The organism is Embleya sp. NPDC005575 (assembly GCF_040605455.1).
Taxonomy (GTDB): domain Bacteria; phylum Actinomycetota; class Actinomycetes; order Streptomycetales; family Streptomycetaceae; genus Embleya.
On record NZ_JBEXCV010000002.1, the window covers coordinates 108,746 to 128,953 of the forward strand.

Annotated in this window: 15 protein-coding genes; 8 read left to right on the forward strand and 7 right to left on the reverse strand. The window is 71.2% G+C overall.

Annotation, left to right across the window (positions count from 1 at the left end):
* Positions 1-42 precede the first annotated feature (42 nt).
* Together ABZS54_RS01140 and ABZS54_RS01145 are read left to right on the forward strand one after the other, a co-directional pair.
* Complete coding sequence (locus ABZS54_RS01140) at positions 43-2,178, forward strand: hypothetical protein (protein WP_355529259.1); 2,136 nt, start codon at positions 43-45, stop codon at positions 2,176-2,178.
* A gap of 745 nt (positions 2,179-2,923) precedes the next feature.
* Positions 2,924-4,675 carry an MFS transporter gene (locus ABZS54_RS01145; protein ID WP_355529262.1) on the forward strand — a complete coding sequence of 584 codons (1,752 nt, stop codon included), beginning with the start codon at positions 2,924-2,926 and terminating at the stop codon, positions 4,673-4,675.
* A 272-nt stretch (positions 4,676-4,947) separates the two neighbouring features.
* On the opposite strand, the gene ABZS54_RS01150 is transcribed toward ABZS54_RS01145, so the two are convergent.
* A complete protein-coding gene (locus ABZS54_RS01150; protein ID WP_020555278.1) occupies positions 4,948-5,151 on the reverse strand; it encodes a cold-shock protein in 204 nt (67 codons plus the stop codon).
* 766 nt (positions 5,152-5,917) lie between these two features.
* On the opposite strand from ABZS54_RS01150, the gene ABZS54_RS01155 reads away from it, so the two are divergent.
* Both ABZS54_RS01155 and ABZS54_RS01160 read left to right on the forward strand, forming a co-directional pair.
* Entirely contained in the window at positions 5,918-6,604 is a 687-nt protein-coding gene (locus tag ABZS54_RS01155; protein WP_355529265.1) for a hypothetical protein, read from the forward strand.
* 180 nt (positions 6,605-6,784) lie between these two features.
* Positions 6,785-8,167, forward strand: coding sequence for a VWA domain-containing protein (locus ABZS54_RS01160; protein WP_355529268.1), 1,383 nt, complete (start codon positions 6,785-6,787; stop codon positions 8,165-8,167).
* A 122-nt stretch (positions 8,168-8,289) separates the two neighbouring features.
* On the opposite strand, the gene ABZS54_RS01165 is transcribed toward ABZS54_RS01160, so the two are convergent.
* Positions 8,290-9,570 (reverse strand): DUF418 domain-containing protein, encoded by a 1,281-nt coding sequence (locus ABZS54_RS01165; protein WP_355529271.1) that lies wholly within the window; start codon positions 9,568-9,570, stop codon positions 8,290-8,292.
* 190 nt (positions 9,571-9,760) lie between these two features.
* On the reverse strand, positions 9,761-10,585 hold the full coding sequence (locus tag ABZS54_RS01170) for a TVP38/TMEM64 family protein (RefSeq protein WP_355529274.1): 825 nt from the start codon (positions 10,583-10,585) through the stop codon (positions 9,761-9,763).
* Here ABZS54_RS01170 and ABZS54_RS01175 point away from each other — a divergent pair.
* Both ABZS54_RS01175 and ABZS54_RS01180 read left to right on the forward strand, forming a co-directional pair.
* Positions 10,478-11,677, forward strand: a complete 1,200-nt coding sequence (locus tag ABZS54_RS01175; protein ID WP_355529277.1) for a glycoside hydrolase family 3 C-terminal domain-containing protein — start codon at positions 10,478-10,480, stop codon at positions 11,675-11,677. The two genes, ABZS54_RS01170 and ABZS54_RS01175, sit on opposite strands and share 108 nt — an antisense overlap.
* Before the next feature lie 158 nt (positions 11,678-11,835).
* Positions 11,836-12,411, forward strand: coding sequence for a hypothetical protein (locus tag ABZS54_RS01180; protein ID WP_355529279.1), 576 nt, complete (start codon positions 11,836-11,838; stop codon positions 12,409-12,411).
* Positions 12,412-12,450: 39 nt separating this feature from the next.
* Here the strand turns inward: ABZS54_RS01180 and ABZS54_RS01185 are convergent, their stop codons facing one another.
* Together ABZS54_RS01185 and glgX are read right to left on the reverse strand one after the other, a co-directional pair.
* Positions 12,451-13,095, reverse strand: a complete 645-nt coding sequence (locus ABZS54_RS01185) for a DUF1707 and DUF4870 domain-containing protein (protein ID WP_355529282.1) — start codon at positions 13,093-13,095, stop codon at positions 12,451-12,453.
* Between the two features lie 179 nt (positions 13,096-13,274).
* Positions 13,275-15,383, reverse strand: coding sequence for a glycogen debranching protein GlgX (glgX, locus tag ABZS54_RS01190; protein WP_355529285.1), 2,109 nt, complete (start codon positions 15,381-15,383; stop codon positions 13,275-13,277).
* An 89-nt stretch (positions 15,384-15,472) separates the two neighbouring features.
* Here glgX and ABZS54_RS01195 point away from each other — a divergent pair, with 89 nt between their 5' ends.
* The gene (locus tag ABZS54_RS01195) at positions 15,473-17,704 is read left to right on the forward strand and encodes a beta-propeller domain-containing protein (protein WP_355529287.1); all 2,232 of its coding nucleotides are present in this window, start codon (positions 15,473-15,475) and stop codon (positions 17,702-17,704) included.
* An 86-nt stretch (positions 17,705-17,790) separates the two neighbouring features.
* Positions 17,791-18,249 carry a MaoC family dehydratase gene (locus ABZS54_RS01200; protein ID WP_355529290.1) on the forward strand — a complete coding sequence of 153 codons (459 nt, stop codon included), beginning with the start codon at positions 17,791-17,793 and terminating at the stop codon, positions 18,247-18,249.
* Positions 18,250-18,347: 98 nt separating this feature from the next.
* On the opposite strand, the gene ABZS54_RS01205 is transcribed toward ABZS54_RS01200, so the two are convergent.
* On the reverse strand, positions 18,348-19,520 hold the full coding sequence (locus tag ABZS54_RS01205) for an NADH:flavin oxidoreductase (protein WP_355529292.1): 1,173 nt from the start codon (positions 19,518-19,520) through the stop codon (positions 18,348-18,350).
* Complete coding sequence (locus tag ABZS54_RS01210) at positions 19,517-20,170, reverse strand: helix-turn-helix domain-containing protein (RefSeq protein ID WP_355529295.1); 654 nt, start codon at positions 20,168-20,170, stop codon at positions 19,517-19,519. The genes ABZS54_RS01205 and ABZS54_RS01210 overlap by 4 nt, the downstream gene beginning before the upstream one ends.
* Positions 20,171-20,208 lie beyond the last annotated feature (38 nt).

Sequence of the window (20,208 nt, forward strand, 5' to 3'; positions counted from 1 at the left end):
GGGCGAGGGCGACGGTCGGACGGCGGGAGCAATCTGGTCGCGATGTCGGCCCTGACACCTCATCAGCTCTTTCCCGACGCAGCCGCCGACGTGGTCCAGTTGCCGGACGCGGTGCAGCCGCATGCGGTACGGGCCTACCTTCAGGCCGCCGGCGCGGTGGACGGACCGGTGATCGTCTATCTGACCGGGCGCCTCCTGTTCGATCGTCGACGCCGCGAACTGCACCTGGGCCTGCGTGATTCGACGCCCGGCTCGGTGCGCTACGACGGGCTTCCGTGGTCCTGGGTGGTCGAGCTGTTGGGTCCTCGGCCGGCCGAGAACACCCTGGTGATCTGCGATCTGACGGCGGGGCGGGAATCCTGGGAGGTGGCCCGCGAACGGGCGCACGAGTTGTGCCAGGGCATCCCGCTGTGGGGCGTGTTGAATCCGCCGGACGTCAAGGGTCCGCCGCATCCGTTCACCCGGGCGCTGGCGGCCGCGCTCGCTCAGGGCTTTCCCGAACTTCCGGACCCGGTACCGGCCGAGGAGATCCACCCGCTGCTCGCCGAGCGGGCCCGACTGGTCCAGGACACGGTCGAGTTCGCGCCATCTGCCGGCTCGCTGGCGCTGGCCAACTGCTCTCCCGAGGCGCGTCCGCCGACCCTGCGTACGGCCGTTCGCAGGCTCAAGGCGGTCACGCCGCGTGGCAACGGCGCCGCCGGGACCGGGATCTCGGCGCTGTCCGCCGTGCCGCCCAACGGCATGACCCCGGCGCAGCGTTCCGGTCTGCGTGGCTCCGGTGTGGTCGGCGGCGGAGTCGATCGCGAGCCCGCCGAGCGGCGGCCGGCGTCCACCGACCCACGCGCCGAACCCGAAGCGGAGCCGACCACCCGCCCCCGCGACGAATCCGGGGTCGGCCGGCGCGCCCTGGGGCTGGTCCGATCCGTACTCACCTCCGGGCCGGACGACGAGCCCGAGGTACCCGGTACCAGCCTGCGCGACGCCCTCCGAGCCGGCGCCGCCAAGCCGGGCAGCCGCCCGCCGGTCCAACCCGCCGGCAAGGAGGGCACGCCGTCCGCGACCGGTCGTGGCGCCGCCGGCCAGGCCGCTCGCGGCAAGGCGCGCCCGCCCACCAAGTCCGGGCTGCTCGACCGTGAACCGGAGTTCCCCGGCCCGACCGACCGCCGCACGAACGAACCGGGACACAACTCGGCGAGCGGCTCCGCGGCGCGCACCGCCAACAGCGCCGCACCCGACTCCGTGAACAGCCCCGCAGGCGCCGCGACTCGCCCCACGCCCCGCACGACGACCGGCACCAAGCCGAACCGCCGTGCGGCCGCAGGCTCCGCGCCGCGCCCGCATCCCGAGCCGCCGCCCCCGCCGCCGCCTCGGATAACCGTGCGAATCCAGGCGACCGACGCCAGTGCGCTGACCCCGACCCCCGCGCGTCGTCCGCCGAGCACGAGTCCGACCCAACTGCCGCCGGCGCTCGCGCCGAACCGAGGGATCGGACCGGGCCGGCCGATGTCGATGCCGTTACGCGGCCGAGCCGTTGCGCCCACTCCCGCCCGACGGGCGCTGTCGCAGGGTGCGTCGGCGGCGGGCGCGTTGATCCGGCCGGCGGACGTACTGCCCACGTACTGGAACGAATTGGCCGCCATCCGCCACGCGGCGGACACCGGGCGCGGCATGGAGGCGTGGCAGAAGGCCGCCGAACTCAGCATGCACATGGAGCGGTTGGTCGGTCCGGCCCATCCCGGCACGCTGGACGCCCAGGCCATGCTGGCGTTCGTGAGCGCAGGACTGGGTCGGGTCGCGGACGCGGTACTGATCTACTGTCAGGTCGCCGAGCGCGGCGCGGAGGCGGTCGGCCCGCAACACCCGAGTACGATCGCCGCCGCGGACAACGCGCTCAAGGTGTGGCTGCGGGTGCCGGACGCCCAGGAGTCGGTGCGGCTCGGGCCCGCCGTCGTGGCGATGCGCGAACGTGTTCCGGGCCCGGCGAATCGTGGCCTGGAAACCGCCCGGGCGCACCTGACCCGGATGCGGTTCATCCTCGACCCGACTGCGGCGGACCCCCGCCCACGGCCCGAAGCCCGGTCCGACCCACTCGCCCAGGCCCCTTCCGACCCGGATCCCGACCGCCGGCCGACCCAGGTCCGAGGCGCCCCCGTCCGCCGCCGACACGCGAAGGCCTGAGCGAGCGCCCGGCGTTCATGCGGTCCCGTACCGGGCGGCCGCCCGGTACGCGCCGTCGGCCCCGCCCTCGAAGCCGTGCGCGGCTTCCGCGCGCCCGCCCAAAGTGCCCGCGCAAGACCCGACCACCCCTACCTGTCGCGCCCGCCGGCCTCGCCACCCGCCTCACCGAGGTCACCGAGGTCACCGAGGTCGCCAAGACTTCCAAGACCACCCACGTCACCCACATCACCCACGTCATCCACGTCATCCACGTCATCCACGTCACCCTGGCAACAGCATCCGATACCGGCGTCCGGTACCGGCGTCCTGCACCACTTCACCGACATCCCGCAACCGCATCCCGAAGTGCCCATCCGCCAACTCACGTTCGCCAAACCCCCGAGTCCCGGCGGGCTGCCGGGTCCGCCGATCCCCGCGCCCCACCGGCCCCACGCACCCCGCCGGCGCCCACCCCGACTCGCAAGCCGCCCCGCCCCCGCGAACCCCCACCCCTCGGAACTGCCGCCGCCTGCCCGCGCATTCGACCCGCCGCGTCGCCCCAGGTACGGCCGTTGCCCGCGATCAAAATCGCAACCCGTTCCATTTCTTGGCGTTCGCTCTGGTAGCGCGCTACCGGCCGGTACTAAGGTCACTCCACGCGTTGGCCCAGGGGGCCGTCCCTTCCCCCTGGTCCGACGTATTCGCACGGCCGCATTTCCCCCAGCACCCCCGTACCTCGATAGACCCAGCTGGTCGAGGAGGCCGCATGTCTTCCCCCACGTCCCCATCGGGCCCACCGGCCGCGAGCGATCCCGAACCCCCGCCGTCGGCACCTCCCGGCCCGCTGCCCGCACTGCTCCGGGGCCTGTGGCACCGCCAGTTGGACCGTTACCCGGCCAACGGCCCGCGGATCTTCTACCTGTCCATCGTGGTCATCGGCTCGGTGATTCTCTACTACGAGCTGTACATCCAGTACGCGGTCTCCACGCTGCTGATGCACGAATACGGCATGACGTTCATGTACGCGACGATGATCTCGGTCGTCGGCAACGCGGTCGGCGCGTTCGCCTCACTATTGGCCGGCCTCGCCGATCGGTGGGGTCGGGCCAACCTGGTCGTGTACGGCTTGGCGTTGACCGGTGTGCTCGTGCTGTTCGCGTTGCCCAACGCGCAGAGCAAGGGCTGGTTCATGTTCTTCATGGCCCTGGTGAACATCGTCGAGGGCATGGCCCTGGTCGCCACGCCCGCGCTGATCCGCGACTTCTCGCCGCAGGTGAGTCGAGCGGGCGCGATGGGCTTTTGGACACTGGGGCCGATCATCGGCAGCCTGGTGGTCACCTCGGTCAGCAGCAACACGCTGGACACCAGCAGTTGGCAGGACGAGTTCCGGTACGCGGGCATCGCCGGCCTGGTCGTGTTCGTGATCGCGTTGTTCGGGCTGCGCGAGTTGTCCCCGGCGCTGCGCGATCAGCTCATGGTCTCGCTGCGGGACAAGGCACTGATCGAGGCCAGGGCCCGCGGCCTGGACGTGGAGGCCGCGCAGAAGAACCACTGGCGGCAGATGATGCGGCTGGACATCCTCGCGCCCGCGCTCGGGATCAGCCTGCACCTGATGTTCTACTACACGGTCGTCGGCAACCTGGTCGTCTACTACTCGACCGTCTACGGGTACTCCGAGCAGCGGACGAACGCGCTCGCCAACTGGTACTGGGGCGCCAACGCGATCGCGCTCGTCGTGGTCGGCATCGCGTCCGACCTGACCCGGGTCCGCAAGCCGTTCATGATCGTGGGCGGCGTGGGCACGGTGGTCTTCACGTTCCTGTTCGCGCTGACCACGGACAAGCCGGACACGGACTACTACACGTTCGCGTGGCTCCTGGTCGGCATCGGCGTGTGCAGCGGGCTGACCTACGCGCCGTGGATGGCCGGGTACACCGAGACCGTCGAGAAGCACAACCCGGCGGCCACTGCGACGGGTCTGGCGGTGTGGGGCTGGATCATCCGGATCGTGGTGTCGGTGTCGGCGGTGTTCACGCCCCTGATCGTCACGTCGGCGACGCCGCTGGTGAACCACGGCGAAGAGGTGGTCGCGGCGCAGGCGGACGCCGGTCCCGCGCTGGAGTTGGTGCAAAAGGATCCGGAGCTGTTCATCCAGATGTCCAAGTTCCCGGACCGCGCGTCGATCCCGATCGAATTGCAGATCAAGGCATTGCAGCTGGCCGGCGGCGACCTCGCCAAGCTGAATCTGGTCGAGCAGAAGCAGAAGTCGCTGGGAATCCTGATCGACCACGGCGAGGACGTCCAGAAGGCGAAGGACCGCGCGAGCGACGAGTGGATGCGCTGGTGGTGGCTGACCCTGGCGTGTCAGGCGCTGTTCATCCCATGCGTGTTCGTAATGGCCGGCCGCTGGAGTCCGCGCAAGGCACGGGAGGACGAGGAGGCACACGCACGTCGGGTCGAGGAGGAACTGGCGGCACTGGGTGCCGATGGTCCAGTGGGCCTGGCGAAGACCGCCTGACTTGGAGGCGGCCTGCCGGTGCGGTGGGCACCCCGGGGCCGATCCGGCCCCGGGCGGCGCGATCCGCCCTGACGCGGACGCGACCCGTCCGGCCGAGGGGCAGCCCGTCTCGAAGGGTCAACCGCCCCGATGGGCGCCACCCCGAGAGGCACCCGTCCCGGGAGGCCGTCGTCCATCCCGGTGAATACCGAGGAACCGTCGAGGAAAACGCCGAGGGCCGGCGCCGCACACGAAGTGCGGCACCGGCCCTCGGTCGTGCTGATCGGTGAGGATCAGAGGCGGTTGATGTTCTCCGCCTGGAGGCCCTTCTGGCCCTGCACGACGTCGAATTCGACGGCTTCGCCCTCGACGAGCTCACGGTAGCCGTTGCCCTGAATCGCGGAGAAGTGGGCGAAGACGTCGTCGCCGCCACCGTCCTGCGCGATGAAGCCGAAGCCCTTTTCCGAGTTGAACCACTTCACGGTTCCGGTAGCCATATTTTTCTCCCTACATGTGGGCCGATGAACGAATCCACACTTCGTGAATCCGGGCGTCGCCGCGTTTTTCGCCCTCATTTCGGAAGCTACCGAAATGCAAAATGCACCTGTAGTGAACAGCTCTACAGGCGCACTCAGAAGATGATGCGAACCACAACTGCAACAGGCTTCAGACTAACACAGGATCGGCGCGAGATCGAGTCCTGCTGCAAAACGGCCGGGTCCGACCGCTTCGCACCGCACCCTGCGCACCCGATGTCCGGGTCGTGATCGGCGTAACGTCGAGGCGCTTCGACACGGGTGTCCCGCGCGCCTACCCGCCTGTGACAGATTCCAAACCAACAAACCTGGACATCGCGCCGCGCGGGGTGCCACGCTGATCCCGCCGAACCGGCCGCGTCACCGCGTACGGGCTCGCGCACCCGGGCGAGTCGTTCGATGCCGACCTCACCGGGGCCTCGCAGACCCTCCCTCGCCCCACCTTCCTGCCAGGACGCCCGTGTAACGCCCCGCCCCTGTCTCGGCCGCCTCACGCGGCCCTCGCGACCGTGCCCCGCGCCGCCGGTCGCCCCTCGCGCGGCCCGTGCGTCCTCCCTTACGCATGTCCGCGCTCACGTAGAGCGTCCCGCCACGTCGGATCGCCCGCTCGTCCCCACGACGGGCCCTCGGCCGGCCGCGCTCCCCTGCCTCGCCGCGCTCGCCGGTCCGCCCTGTGGCGGCATCTCGGCCTGCCGCCACCGGCCCGTTCGGGAAAAGAGCTCCACCCGTGTCCGTATTCACCCCGCCCGCGCGCGCCCGCGCGGGACGGTCCGGCAGCGCCGTCGCGGCCATCTCGATCCTGGCCTCGGCCGGCTATCTGACGGCCAACCTGTTGCCGGCCTTCCTCGACGCCGTCCGCACCGGTCTGGGGCTGTCCGGCACCGCCGCCGGCGCGATCGGTACCGCCGTACTGCTCGGCTCCGCGCTCGCGGGTGCGGCCATCACCTGCGCGGCAGGCGGCACGGGACGCGAGCGGCAGGCCCGGACCGGGCTGCTCCTGATGGTCGGCGGCTTCACCGTCGCGGCGCTCACCGGCAGTACGTGTCTCGCCGTCGCGGGCGCGATCGTCGGCGGGGTGGGCAGCGGGCCACCGGTGCAGGCACGACCACCCGCACAGCGGCGGTCGCCGGCGCAGACGCGAAAGGGGTCCCGGCCGCAGGCGCAGGCGCGAGGATGGTCCCGGTCCCGGGCGCAGTCGCCGGCGCGGCCCCGGGCGTCGACGCGGGCGCAGGAGCCCTGGCAGGCGCGGGCGCGAGCGCCGACACAAGCGGGGTCGCAGGCGCAAGCAGGGTGGTCCGGCGGCTGTCGGTTCCGGCGCGGCGTTCCGCCCGATCACGGACCCGGATCACGAGTCCCGCCGATTGACCACCCCTCGCGATCCCGGCCTCATCCCGCCCGCACCAGGGAGGGGTAAGAGCGCAGCGCCGCGCCCAAGCAACAACCCCCACCGCGCATCCCGCCCGCCCACGCACGCGCGCTCACCCGCCCCCGCCCCCTACCCGCGCCGAAGCAGTCGTCGGTTCCGTGTGACGTCTCGGGGATTGGGTCGGCTGTGGGCCCTCCTTCGTTGCGTGTGGGGGGCAAGATGGGCGCCATGGCGAAGATAAGCAAGGGCGGGAACACTCCGGTACCGACTGCCGAGCTTCGGGCGGTCCTGACCTGGCGCGCGGCGGGAGCTCCCGACGTGGACGCCTCGGCGCTGCTGCTGAATGCCGCCGGGAAGGTGCGCGCGGAGGCGGATTTCGTCTTCTACAACCAGCCCTCGGACGCCGTGGGCGCGGTCCGACACGAGGGCAAGCGGCCCGCCGCCGACGGCATCGTCACCGACACGATCCGGGTGGACCTGGCCGCGATGCCGGCGGACGTCGAGCGGGTGGTGATCGGCGCGTCCGCCGACGGTGGCACGTTCGGGCAGGTACCGGGCCTGGCGCTGCACGTGGTGTCCGCGCAGGGCGGTCCGATCGCCGAGTTCGACATCGACGAGGCCTCCACCGAGACGGCGTTCCTGTTCGGCGAGTTCTACCTGCGGGGCGGGGTCTGGAAGTTCCGCGCGGTCGGCCAGGGGTACGCGTCCGGGCTGACCGGCCTGGCCACCGACTTCGGCATCGAGGTCGCCACCGACGATGCCCCGAGCGCGGCATCCGCACCGACCGCGCCGAGCCTCTCGCCCACCCCGAGCGCGCCCCCGGCCCCCGCCAGGCCGAGTACGCCGCCGCCCTCGGCCCCCGCGGTCAGCCTGAAGAAGCAGAACCTGGTCAACATGGAGAAGCGGCTCGCCCAGGAGGGCCACCCGCAGCTGCTCAACCTGACCAAGCAGGCCGCCCTGAGCCTGGAGAAGCGTGGCCTCGGCGAGCACACCGCGCGGGTCGCCCTGTGCCTGGACATCTCGTACTCGATGCAGTCGCTGTTCAAGCAGGGCAAGGTGCAGGCGCTCGCGGAGCGGGTGCTCTCGCTCGGCCTGCGCTTCGACGACAACGCGGCCGTGGACGTGTTCCTGTTCGGCTCCCGCAGCCACGCGGTCGGCCAACTCGGGCTGGGCGAGTACCACGGCTGGGCCGAGCGGATCCGCAAGAACCCCGGTCTGGAGGGCTCGACGGACTACGCCGGCGCCATGCGGCTGGTCCGCGAGCACTACTTCGGCAGCAGCGGGCCGCGTCACCAGCCGCTCGCGAACGACCTGCCCGTCTACGTCATGTTCATCACCGACGGCCAGACCACCTCGCGCGATGCGACCCGTGAGCAGATGACCCACTCCAGCTTCGAGCCGATCTTCTGGCAGTTCATGGGCCTCGGCCGACGGGGCGGCTTCTCGTTCCTGGCGGAGTTGGACGACCTGACCGGCCGTTACGTCGACAACGCCGACTTCTTCTCGGTCCAGGATCCGGCGAACGTCCCGGACGGACAGCTCTACGACATGATGACGAACGAGTACCCGGGGTGGCTCGCCCGCGCGAGGACCCAGGGGCTCCTGATCTGATTCGGGCGCTGCCGATCCGACACAGGGCCGCACCGGGGCCACCGATCCGCCCCGGAGACCACCGACCCGCCCCTCGGGGCTCCCGAGGACCACCGATCCGAGGACTGCCGATCCGAGGACCACTATTGCGAGGACTGCCGATCCGACCCGTGGACCACCGATCCGGCCGCGGCCGGCCCACCCCCCTGCGGCCGGGTCGAGCCGTCCGGCCGGTCCACTCCGCGCACCCAGCGTGCGGGGAACGCGGAGAGCACGTGCAGGGCCGCCTCCATCGGCCCCTTGCGCAGCGTGTGCCGCCAGGTCCAGCACAGCAGCAGCGCGACGACTGTGAAGCCGATCAGCCGCTTCCAGGTCTGTCCGGCCGCGAGCGGGAACCAGCGGTCGATCGCGATCAGGTGGGCGGTGTACACGGTGAGCGCCATCGCGCCGACGGAGATCAGCGGGTCGAGCACGATCCGGCCGATCCAGGCGCGGCAGGCCAGCAGGGTCAGGCCGAGCAGGCCCAGGGCGACCCCGATCGCGCCGACGATCTCGAACGACGTGCCGGTGTGGCCCTCGGCGACGGTCAGCCATGCGGGATCGGACACCGGGACCGAGCCGACCCGGCTGTGGATCAGGTCGGACACGCCGTACGGCTCCGCGTCGCGGGCGAGTCGATCGCCGGTGAACAGCTCGACCACGAGCCAGGATCCGCCGTATCCGAGCACGGCCAGCCCGGTGCCGATCCCGACGAACGCGCGCTGTACCCGCAGGTCGGTCAGTCGTAGCCGACCGATCGCCATGCCGGCGAAGACGAACGGCAGCCAGGTGATCGCCGGGTAGCTGCCGGTCAGGGACAGCGTCTCGAACAGGTCGCCCGGGCCGTGCCAGTCGTCGAATCCGGGTGCGGCGTAGCGGATGTCGCCGGTGTCGCCGCTCGTGCGCAGCAGGTACGAGGCGATCGGCCCCAGGAGTGCCCAGCCCGCCGCGAGCAGCACGAGCGCGCGCGTGTCCAGCCACAGCGCGGGCCAGGCGAGCAGGAAGTAGAGGCCGTAGAAGGCGAGGATGACCAGCACGCCGGTGTCCAGGTCGGCCAGCCACAGGCCTAGCGGGATCAGCAGCACGGCCCTGATCAACACCCGGGTGATCGCGGCCGAAGTGTGTCGATTCCAGCCGCGCAGCGGTGCCCGGCCGGACATCAGGACCAGCGAGACGCCGGCCAGGAACGCGAACAACGCGGAGGCGCGGCCGGACGCGCCTTGAACGAGTGTGTCCACGCCGCCGTCGTAGGGGTCGGGGCCGACGTGCGAGGCGAACATGCCCAGGACGGCGAGCGCACGGGCGACGTCCACGCCGACGACCCGTGCCCGCGTGGTCGCCGGCTGCTCCACCCGCTCCCCGCGCTCCCCCGCTTCGGCTCGCATGCGTCCAGATTAGGCGGGTCCTCGAACTCCCGTCGGACTCGCGAGGAGACACCCGCCGCCGCATCGACAGGCGATCGCCCGGCCTGCTCGGCCGACCCGTCCGGCGCCCTCGGAATCGGGCGGGTCCTCCGAACTCCCGCGGACGCGCGAGAAGGCACCCGCGGCCGCGACGACAAGGCGCCGAGCCGGCCTACTCGGCCGCCGCGTCCGGCGCCTTCGCAGTGGCGGCCGCGTTCGGAGCGACCGACGACTGCGACGTCACCGCCGCCTCCGAGGTGGCCGGCGCCGATGCCTCGCCGCGCCGCCGCACCACGACCATGGCCAGCGCCAGCGATACGCAGCCGACGAACACGCCGACCACGACCGGTGTGCTCAGGCCGCTTCGCACCGAGGCTCCCGCCGCGCACTGGACCATCGTCATCGGCAACATGCCCAGCGCGGTTCCGAGCAGGAAGTGGCCGGTACGGATCCCGGTCGCCGCCGCGCCGTAGCTGACCACCGAGGAGGGGATCACCGGGATCATCCGCAGGATTGTGATCGGCACCAGGCCGTTTCGGGAGAGCCGGCGATCGAGCACGGCCAGCGCCTCGCGCTTGTGCAGCCAGCCGCTGATCCGCTCCCGGCCCATCCGGCGGCCGAGGTAGAGGCTGATCATCGCGCCCAGGGTGGCCCCGGCCAGGGTGACCATCGTGCCGCCGATGGCGCCGAACAGCGCGCCCGCAACCGGCGCGAACAGCGATTTGGGCACGAGCGCGACCACGCTCAGTGCGCAGACGACGATGAAGATCGCCACCGAGACCGGAAGTGGCCAGTGGGTCCACGCGCCGTGGTCGAGGAAATCCCGCAGCGAGTCGAGCAAGCCCCGCACGGTGTCCAACCTGCGCCCGCCCCTCGTACCCATGATTGTGTGTGCGCCCAGTGCGCCGGATCCCGGTGTCCGGGCGATCCACTCCGCGTCGTCGGCCACGCCGTCGCGGCGGCAGGCCCCGATCACGCCCATGCCCCCGGCGCGCATTCGGCCCATTGTACGGAGCCTTCGCGCTCCCCGTGCGGGCCCATCACCTGCCGAAACGATCACGATGTGACGGACTACCACCTGGAGCCGTTCGAGAAGGCGCTCGCGGCCGGGACGTCGCAGATGATGCCGTACTACGGCATGCCGATCGAGACCGAGCACGAGGCCGTCGCGTTCGGCTTCAACAAGGGCATCATCACCGGCCTGCTGCGCGAACAACTGGGCTTCGACGGCATCGTGTGCACCGACTGGGGTCTGATCTCCGACGCGAACATCATGGGTCAGACCATGCCCGCCCGGGCGTGGGGCGTCGAGGAGTTGTCCGTCCCGGATCGGGTGTTGCGGGTGATCGAGGCGGGCTGCGACCAGTTCGGCGGGGAGCACATCCCCGAGCAGGTCGTCGCGCTGGTGGCGGCGGGCCGGCTCGCCGAGGAGCGGTTGGACCGGTCGGTCCGGCGGCTGCTGCGGGAGAAGTTCGTCCTCGGCCTGTTCGACCACCCGTTCGTGGACCCGGCCGCCACCGCCGCGCTGGTGGGCACCGACGCCGGCATCGCGGCCGGGCTGCGCGCGCAGAGCAGGTCGATCACGGTGCTCAAGAACGAGTCGGTGCTGCCGGCGGCCGAGGGCACGCGCGTGTACGTCCAGGGTGTCGACGCCGAGGTGGCCGCCGGCTACGGCACGGTCGTGGCCACTCCCGAGGAGGCGGAGATCGCGATCGTGCGGATCAAGACCCCGTTCGAGCCGCGCGAGGGCGGCTTCGAACAGTTCTTCCACGCGGGTTCGCTGGAGTTCACCGAGGCCGAGCTGACGCCGATCCTGGACCTGTGCGCGAGCGTGCCCACCGTGGTGGACATCTACCTGGAGCGCCCGGCGGTGATCCCGGAGATCGCCGAGCAGTCGGCCGCGCTGGTGGCCGACTACGGCTGCGCCGACGCGCCGTTGCTGGACGCGCTGTTCGGTCGGGTGCGGCCCGAGGGCAGGCTGCCGTTCGAACTGCCGCGCTCGATGGCCGACGTGCGCGCCCAGCGCTCGGACGTGCCCCAAGACGGCGTGAACCCGGTCTTCCCGTTCGGGCACGGCCTGCCGTACTGAACTCGCGTGGCTGAAACCGAACACCCCCGAGCACACCGAAGCCACTACCCCGACGGGGTATCGGCTTCGGTTCGCCGGCACCACGGTGCACGAACATGGTGGGCGCGCCGACACGCACCGGTTCACCATTGCCGCCCGCGCCTGCTTAGGGTGCTGCCATGGGTAGCGAGCAGTGGGAGGACGTGGCTCTCTCCTTGCACGCGACGGCTCGGGCACTGCGGGTGTACCGGCTGCGAGCCGTCGTGACGACGGTGATCGGTCTGGCCTGCACGGGGGCCTGGTTCGCGGTTTTGTCCACGGCCGAGGACGCGGGCAACGAGGCATGGGGCGGCTGGGGCCCCGTCCCGCTCGTGGTCGGCCTCGTGGCTCTGGTGATCGGGATCGGCGCGCTGGTACTGGGCCGCCGGATGCGCCGCACGCTGGCCCGCCATCCGTGGGTGACCTGCTCGTGCCGCTTCCGCGATCCGGCCGACGGCGACGGTGCGTGGGGGCCGCCGCTGGTGATCGCCGACCGCGCCGGCGACGGCACGCGGTACGCACTGACGGTGGTGTCCATGTCGCACCGCTGGTGGCACCTGCACAAGTGCGACGGCGGCGACGTGTGGTTCGCGGGCGACCCGGTGCACGGCGGCGTGGTCTCCCCGCCCGGCGGCGAACTCCTGCTGTGGACCCGTCCGAGCCGACTCAGCCGCAGCAGTCGCCCCACCCGCCGCGCCAACCCCGCCGGAGCGTGAGGGTGCCCGCCGGGCACTCGGCCCGTCCCGGGGATCGGCTCATTTGATCGGACGCAGGCTGATCGGGTAGCGCATCACATCGCCGCCCGCCGCCCGAGCCCCGCCGAGGATGGCGAAGACCGCGATGGACGAGTACATGACGGCGATCATCAAGCCGCCGACGTCGCCGAGCAGCGCCAGGATCGGTGCCGCCACGAACGAGATCAGGCAGGTCAGCTGGAAGTTCAGCGCCGCCTTGGCGTTGTCCCGGACGAACTCCGATCGGGCGCCCACGGTCCTGCGGATCAGGTACGGGCCGACCACGGGCGCGCCGAAGCCGCTCCAGTGCGCGACCGCGCTCCATCCCCGCTCCCGGCCCGGAGGCAGGCGCTCGTACGGCTTGGCGGGCTGGTTGAGCCACCACGGCGGCGGCATCGGCGGCCCGGGCATCACTCGGTGCATCGGCATCGCCGGCGGCCCCGACATCGGCATCAGCAAATCGTCGAGCAGCGCCTCCAGGTCCGCCCGGGTGCGCCCGGCCAGCGCCGCGGCCACCCGCTCCTCGAACTCGTCGTCGTTCAGCCTGCCTTCGCCGTAGGCGTGCTTGAGGTGTTCGATCGTGCGTTCACGATCCGCGTCGCCGACCCGCATATGCGCGGGCATGCCGTACCAATGAGGTGGATGAGGACCGGAGTTCGGGTGCATGCGCGGCTCCTCTCGCTGTGCACACGGCTCCGTACAGCATGCGCCGTCGACGGAGCGTGGTCCATCAGGGATAACCCTTGGCTCAACCCCTGGACAACCGCCGCAGGGATGAGTGCGATCCGCCCCGGGACGGAAAACGCATGCGGATTCCGCCCGGTGCGGCGCCGGGCCGGAGCCGGTCAGAACAACCGGCGCAGCAGCCGCAACGAATGCGCCTCCAGGTGTACGGAGGTGGCCGCCTTGGCCGCGGGCCGGTCCCGGTCGAGCACCACCGTCGCGCTGTCCAGCACCGTCCCCCACGCCGCGCCGTACTCGGTGGGTGGCAGCGTGAAGTGCAGATCCCCCTCGTGCGCGTTGATCAACAGGAAGAACGAGTCGTCTCGGATCGGTTCGCCGCGCGGGCCCGGTTCGCCGATCGCGTCGCCGTTGAAGAAGACCGAGATCGCCTTGTTGAATCCGGCCTGCCAGTCCGCCTCGGTCATCGGCCGCCCGCCGGGAGCGAACCACTCGATGTCGGCCAGGCTCGCATCGTCCGCCGGCACACCGCGTAGGAAGCGCCGGCGGCGAAACACCGGATGCTCGCGGCGCAGCCGGATCAGCATCTGCACCCATTCGAGGAACACCCAGTGCTCCCGGCCGCGTTCCCAGTCGACCCAGGAGACCTCGTTGTCCTGGCAGTACGCGTTGTTGTTGCCGCCCTGGGTGCGGGCGATCTCGTCCCCGTGCAGCAGCATCGGCACACCCTGGGACAGCAGCAGCGTCGCGGCCAGGTTGCGCTTGGTCTTCTCCCGCAGTGCGAGGATCTCGATGTCGGAGCTCTCGCCCTCCACTCCGCAGTTCCAGGACCGGTTGTGGTTCTCCCCGTCCCGGCCGTCCTCGCCGTTGGCCTCGTTGCGCTTGTGCTCGTAGGAGACCAGGTCGTGCAGCGTGAAGCCGTCGTGCGCGGTGACGAAGTTGACCGACGCGGTCGGCCGCCGGCCGTCGTGGCGATACATGTCGCCGGATCCGGTGAACCGGGCGGCGAAGTCCGGGAGCGTGCCCGGTTCGCCGCGCCACAGGTCGCGCACGGTGTCCCGATACCGGCCGTTCCACTCGGTCCACAGCGGCGGGAAGTTGCCCACCTGGTAGCCCTCGTCGCCGACGTCCCACGGCTCGGCGATCAGCTTGACCCGGCTGACCACCGGGTCCTGCTGGACCAGGTCGAAGAACGCGGAGAGCTTGTCCACCTCGTAGAACTGCCGGGCCAGTGCCGCCGCGAGGTCGAAGCGGAAGCCGTCGACGTGCATCTCGGTGACCCAGTAGCGCAGCGAGTCCATGATCATCTGGAGCACGTGCGGATGCGACATGCGCAGCGAGTTGCCGGTGCCGGTGGTGTCCCAGTAGTAGCGCGGGTCCTGTTCGGACAGCCGGTAGTAGGCGCCGTTGTCGATCCCGCGCAGGGACAGCGTCGGGCCCAGGTGGTTGCCCTCCGCGGTGTGGTTGTAGACCACGTCGAGGATCACCTCGATACCGGCCTGGTGCAGGCATTTCACCAGGTAGCGGAACTCCTGCACCTGCTGCCCCAGCGAGCCGGTCGAGGAGTAGGCGGCGTGCGGCGCGAAGAAGCCGATCGTGTTGTAGCCCCAGTGATTGGCCAACCCCCGGGCGACCAGGTGCCCGTCGTCGACGAACTGGTGCACCGGCATCAACTCGACTGCGGTGACCCCCAGCGACCGGAAGTACTCGATCATCGTCGGGTGTGCCATGCCCGCGTAGGTGCCGCGGATCTCCGGCGGGATGTCCGGATGACGCATCGTCAGGCCGCGCACGTGCGCCTCGTAGATCACCGTGTCGTGGTATTCGTGCCCGGGCCTGTGGTCGTCACCCCAGTCGAAGTACGGGTTGACCACGACGGAGGTCATCATGTGCGGCGCCGAGTCGCTCTCGTCGATCCGTTCCGGCTCGCCGAACCGGTACCCGAACACCGGTTGGCCCCAGCGGATGTCGCCGTCGAAGGCCTTGCCGTACGGGTCCAGGAGCAGCTTGGCCGGATTGCAGCGGATCCCCCGGTGGGGCTCCCACGGCCCGTGCACGCGGTAGCCGTAGCGCCGACCGGGTTGCAGGCCGGGCAGGTAGCCGTGCCAGATGCCACCGTCCACCTCGCGCAGCGGCACCCGTTCCTCGTTGCGGGCGTCGTCGATCAGGCACAGGTCGACGGCGTCGGCGACGTCGCTGTACAGGGCGAAGTTGACGCCCGTTCCGTCGTAGGAGGCACCCAGCGGAAACGGGTGTCCGGGCCACAGCGTCATCGAGGTTCCCCCTTCGCGGCCGGGATCGGCCTGACCGCACACCTGCCCGGGTCCGGGCCCGGGAACCGTTCCGCTGCCCGATGCGTCGGATGGCCATGCGAATCCACGACCGTTCCACGCGCCGGGCCGCGGCCCTGCCGATATTCGTGCTGGCGGCGGGACTCGTCGTCACCGGTTGCACCTCCTCTTCCGGCGGCTCGAAGCCGGATCCGGTGCGCACCGCCGCCCTGTCCGGGGAGACGATGCGGCTCACCGCGTTCGACTCGTGCGGCGCGCTGGTCGACGACTTCCGAGCGGCGGCGCTGCGCACGATGACCGAGAAGAAATCCGTCGACAACGCGAAGCCCGGGACGATGTCGGACGGCGAGGCGCCGGCCGCCGCACCCAGGGCGGCGGCCCCGCAGGGCCTGGCCGCGGATCAGGCGGCGCCCACCACGCCGGAGCACTCGACCACCAACACCCAGGAGCAGGGCGTCGACGAGCCCGACCTGGTCAAGACCGACGGGCGTCGGGTGCTGACCGTGGCCGACGGCCGGCTCAGCGTGGTGGACGCCGCGACCCACCGGGTCACCGGCACGCTGGACGTGCCGGGCGCGCGGGCGAGCGATCTGCTGCTGTCCGGCGATCGGGCCCTGCTGATCCTGGGCGGTTCGCCGAACCTGCCCAAGAGCAAGGGGGGTTCGGGCAAGATGGCGCCGATCCCGGGCGCCCCGGGCGGTTCGTCGAGCGTGGTCGCGGGCGCTCGGGCCCGCTTCGTGCTGGTGGATCTGACCGCCGCGCCGCGGGTGCTCGGCGACCTGTCGGTGGACGGAAGCTACACGGACGGGCGGCAGATCGGCAGCACCGCGCGGATCGTGGTGCGCTCGCGGCCTCGACTGTCCACGTCCGTGGACAGGTCGCCCGGCAAGGCCAAGGATCTGATCCAGCGCTCGACCGCCTCGGACTGGCTGCCGCAGTTCACCCTCGCCGCGAACGGGCGGACCGATTCCGGCAATCTGGTCGGCTGCGACCGGGTCAGCCGACCGCAGGCCAAGCCCGGCGATCCCGGGCACACCGGCACCGCGACGCTGAGCGTGTTGTCCTTCGACCTGACCCGCGACCTGGACAAGGGCGATCCGGTGACGGTGGCCGCCGACGTGGACAACGTGTACGCGTCGGAGTCCAACCTCTACCTGGCGACCACATCCACGCAGCGCGCCGTGTCCGGTGACGCGAAGGTGATCGGCGGCGGACCGCCGAGCACGACGACCACGATCAACCAGCTCGACATCTCCGGCAAGGGCACGCCGAGGCTGGTCGGCACCGGCGTGGTCTCGGGCGCGATGGTCAACGAGTACGCGATGTCCGAGCACGCGGGCAACCTGCGGGTGGCCACCACGCTCTCGCCCGGCGACTCGACCGTCCCCAGGACGGTGCCGAGCGATCTCCCGCAGAGCAACACCACCCGCGGCGACTCGGCCCCAAGCGGCGCGGTGCCGGGCCAAGCCGCTCCCGACAGCGCGGCGTCGGGCCAGGCCGTCCCCGGCAGCGCACCGCGCGGCGGCATCGCCCCGAGCGGCCCCACCGACACCGATCCGAGCACACCGCGGGACTTGCCGCCGCCGATCGCGCCCCGCTCCAGCACCGAGTCGGTGGTCACCGTGCTGGCCCGCAGCGGCGACAAGCTGACCCCGATCGGTCGGGTGGGCGGCCTGGGCCGGACCGAACGCATCATGGGCGTGCGCTTCGCGGGCCCGCTCGCCTACGTGGTGACCTTCCGCCAGACCGACCCGCTGTACACGCTCGACCTGAGCGACCCGCGCAATCCCAAGGCGGTCGGCGAGCTCAAGATCAACGGCTACTCGGCCTACCTGCACCCGATCGCCGACGGCCGGCTGATCGGCGTCGGCCAGGACGCCACCGACGGCGGCCGCCGCCTGGGCACCCAGGTGTCGTTGTTCGACGTGAGCTCCCTGGCGAACCCGACCCGGGTCGCGCAGTACGCGCTCCCGGGCGCGAACTCGCAGGCCGAGCAGAACGCGCACGCGTTCTTGTACTGGGCCAAGGACGGCACCGTGGTGGTGCCCGTGAACGATTCCTACAGCATCTCGGCGCAGCCGCAGTTCGCCCCGGGCGAGAAGTCCCCGAGCGGCGGTTCGTACGCGCTGGTGTTGCGGGTCGAGGGGAGTCGGATCGTCGAGGTGGGTCGGGTGACGCACCCGGGCGCGAGCATCCAGCGCTCGCTGGTGATCGGTTCCGACCTGTGGACCGTCTCGACGGCCGGGATCTCGGTGGACCGGCTCGCCGACGTGCGTCAGGTGGCCTGGATCCCGACCGCCTGACCGTCCCGGGCGGCACTCGGGCGGGCCGGTCTGGTATACCCGGGAGAGCTGATCTGACAGACCATCAGAAACGACCGGGAGCGCACATGGCGGCCACCGTCTTCACCGACCTCCAGCAGATCAAGGACTCGGTGGGCAAGCACCTCGGCCACAGCGAGTGGCTGGAGATCACCCAGGACCGGATCAACCTGTTCGCCGACGCGACCGGCGACCACCAGTGGATCCACGTGGACGTGGAGAGGGCGAAGAAGGGCCCGTTCGGCGCGCCGATCGCACACGGCTACCTGACCCTGGCGTTGTCCAACCTGTTCCTGCCGCAGATCGTCGAGGTGCGGAACATCTCGATGGGCGTGAACTACGGCGTGGACAAGGTGCGCTTCCCGGCCCCGGTCCCGGTCGGCTCCCGGGTGCGCGGCGGCGCGGAGATCGTGGCGGTCGCCGACATCGCCGGCGGCATCCAGGTGACCATCCGGATCACCGTCGAGATCGCCGACTCGGCCAAGCCGGCCTGCGTGATCGACTCGATCAGCCGCTACCTGGCCTGAGCGGGCCCGGCCGGCCGAGGACCGGTCGTCCTTCTCCTCGACGCCGGACGGGCCGCGATGGGCCCGTCCGGCGTTGCGCGAACCGGACCGGACCGGCCCTACGCGTCCGGCTCGATCACGACGCAGCGGGTGCGGCTGTAGATGGTCGGCATGCACTTGTTGCAGTGGACGCACAGCGACTTGGTGTCGCGTTCGGCCGCGATCCGGTTGATCAGCTCCGGCTCGCGCAGCACCGCGCGGCCCATCGCGACGAATTCGAAGCCCTCGGTCATCGCGAGGTCCATCGTGTCCCGGTTGGTAATCCCCCCGAGCAGGATCAGCGGCAGCTTCAGCTCGGCCCGGAACTGCCGAGCGGAGGCGAGCAGATATGCCTCCTCGTACGGGTACGAGCGCAGGATGCGGTTGCCGATCAGCTTGACGCCCAGCCGCTGCGGCTGCGGGAAGGTCGCGGCGAACTCCGGCACCGGCGCATCGCCGCGGAAGAGGTACATCGGGTTGAGCAGCGAGCTGCCCGCGGTCAGTTCCAGCGCGTCCAGCGAGCCGTCCTCCTCCAGCCAGCGCGCGGTCCGGATGCTCTCCTCCAGCCGGATGCCGCCCGGGACGCCGTCCTCCATGTTGAGCTTGGCGGTCACCGCGATCCGGTCGCCCACCGCGTCCCGCACCGCCCGACACACGCCGCGCGCGACCTTGGCCCGGTTGGCGAGCGAGCCGCCGTACGCATCCTTGCGGTGGTTGAGCTTGGGGCTGAGGAAGGCGCTGGCGAAGTAGTTGTGGCCGAGGTGGATCTCCACCGCGTCGAAGCCGGACTCGATCGCGAGCAGCGCGGCGTCGGCGTGCGCGCGGGTGATCCGGGCGATGTCCGCCTCGGTCGCGGCGTGCGTGATGCGCATGCCGAGCGGATTGAACATGCGCCCGGCGGACAGCGCGGGCCGGCCGTTGGACTTGGCGTTGGCCACCGGACCGGCGTGGCCCAGTTGTGCCGAGACCGCCGCGCCCTCGGCGTGCACCGCGTCGGTGAGGCGACGAAGCCCGGGCACCGCCTCGGGGCGCATCCAGATCTGGTGGCGGTCGGTACGGCCCTCGGGGGCGACCGCGCAGTAGGCCACGGTGGTCATCCCGATGCCGCCCGCCGCGGGACGCCGGTGGTACTCGATCAGATCGTCGGTGACCAGCGCGTCCGGGGTGGCTCCCTCGAACGTCGCGGCCTTGATGATCCGGTTGCGCAGCGTCAGCGGGCCGAGCGTGGCGGGGGCGAAGACGTCGGGTATCACGAGGCACCTCGTTCTGTGCGTGCTGTTCGGGACGGACCGGGCGTGGACGGGTCGGCCGGCGACGCGTCGGCGGGGCGTGGGGCGTCGAGGCCCGCGGTGACGAAGCCGACGACGGTCGCCGCGGCGGGCGGCGGTACGAACGCGTCCGCCACGGGCCGGCCGTAGAGCTGGAGCAACAGATCGAAGGCGAGTCGCCAGCGATCCGTGATCTCCCGGGCGCTCAGGTCCGGGCGCGCCGCAGCCAGCAGTCCACGCCACGGTTCGTGCCGAAACCATGGGTCGTCCCACGGCAGTTCGTGCCCGGAGAGCACGGTACGGGCGAGCAATTGCAGCAACATCGGCCCGTTGGGTTCGCGGGCCAACCGGTCGAACGGCTCGACGATGATCGTGACCACCTCGCCGACCGTGGGCGTGCGACCGGCCGCGCGGGCCCGCTCCAGGTCGGCCAGTGGCTCGGCCCACAACGGCCCCAAGCGCTGTTGCAGCAGCGCCACGACCAGGTCCCGCTTGGACCCGAAGTGATAGTGCACGGCAGCCGGATTCATCCCGGCGGCCGCGTTCACCGCCCGGATGGAGACCTTGTCGTAGCCGTGGGCGAGGAAGAGCCGTTCGGCCTCGTCGAGCAGCCGGGCCCGCGATTGCGCTGTCACGGCAGGCACCAAACCACGAAGCGCCGGCATTTTCAATC

Bases quoted from the DNA above. Each gene is read 5' to 3' on its own strand.
- ABZS54_RS01180 (WP_355529279.1), top strand. From the start codon at position 11,836: ATGGGTAGCGAGCAGTGGGAGGACGTGGCTCTCTCCTTGCACGCGACG.
- ABZS54_RS01160 (WP_355529268.1), top strand. From the start codon at position 6,785: ATGGCGAAGATAAGCAAGGGCGGGAACACTCCGGTACCGACTGCCGAG.
- ABZS54_RS01165 (WP_355529271.1), bottom strand. From the start codon at position 9,570: ATGCGAGCCGAAGCGGGGGAGCGCGGGGAGCGGGTGGAGCAGCCGGCG.
- ABZS54_RS01170 (WP_355529274.1), bottom strand. From the start codon at position 10,585: ATGCGCGCCGGGGGCATGGGCGTGATCGGGGCCTGCCGCCGCGACGGC.
- ABZS54_RS01195 (WP_355529287.1), top strand. From the start codon at position 15,473: ATGGCCATGCGAATCCACGACCGTTCCACGCGCCGGGCCGCGGCCCTG.
- ABZS54_RS01185 (WP_355529282.1), bottom strand. From the start codon at position 13,095: ATGCACCCGAACTCCGGTCCTCATCCACCTCATTGGTACGGCATGCCC.
- glgX (WP_355529285.1), bottom strand. From the start codon at position 15,383: ATGACGCTGTGGCCCGGACACCCGTTTCCGCTGGGTGCCTCCTACGAC.
- ABZS54_RS01200 (WP_355529290.1), top strand. From the start codon at position 17,791: ATGGCGGCCACCGTCTTCACCGACCTCCAGCAGATCAAGGACTCGGTG.
- ABZS54_RS01145 (WP_355529262.1), top strand. From the start codon at position 2,924: ATGTCTTCCCCCACGTCCCCATCGGGCCCACCGGCCGCGAGCGATCCC.
- ABZS54_RS01150 (WP_020555278.1), bottom strand. From the start codon at position 5,151: ATGGCTACCGGAACCGTGAAGTGGTTCAACTCGGAAAAGGGCTTCGGC.
- ABZS54_RS01140 (WP_355529259.1), top strand. From the start codon at position 43: ATGTCGGCCCTGACACCTCATCAGCTCTTTCCCGACGCAGCCGCCGAC.